This window comes from Bacteroides caecigallinarum (assembly GCF_016902295.1).
GTDB classification, from domain to species: domain Bacteria; phylum Bacteroidota; class Bacteroidia; order Bacteroidales; family Bacteroidaceae; genus Phocaeicola; species Phocaeicola caecigallinarum_A.
The window spans coordinates 1-450 of record NZ_JACJLQ010000160.1 but is presented as its reverse complement, the minus strand read 5'-3'; the positions used below and the strand labels follow the sequence as shown (position 1 = coordinate 450).

Here is a 450-nt window from a genome sequence, read left to right as displayed (position 1 = left end):
CAGATGGTTATGTACCTTACGGATGGCAGTTCAAAGATGAGAATGTCTATATTCCATCAGAGAAAACAGCAAGACTTAATATCTTTGGCATGATTACCCGAAGAAATCAGTATAAAGGCTTTACAACACAGGAGTCAATAAATGCAGACAAGCTTGTGGATTTTCTTGACAGGTTCTCTTTTGAGGTAAAGAAGAAAACGGTTGTTGTACTTGACAATGCTTCTGTACACAGGAACAGAAAGATAAAAGAACTCAGAAAAATATGGGAGGATAGAGGATTATTTCTTTTTTATCTTCCACCATACTCTCCTGAACTTAATCCTGCTGAAATCCTGTGGCGTATATTGAAAGGCAAATGGATAAGACCTGCTGATTACAATACTAAGGACTCGCTTTTCTATTGTACAAACAGGGCACTGGCATCTGTAGGTACGAACTTATTTGTGAATT

The 450-nt window shown here is 37.6% G+C and carries 1 protein-coding gene; it reads left to right on the top strand.

Going from position 1 to position 450, the window contains the following annotated elements; all coding sequences use genetic code 11:
• The coding region (locus tag H6A27_RS15870; RefSeq protein ID WP_239469737.1) for a transposase at positions 1–450 on the top strand (450 nt) is incomplete at both ends.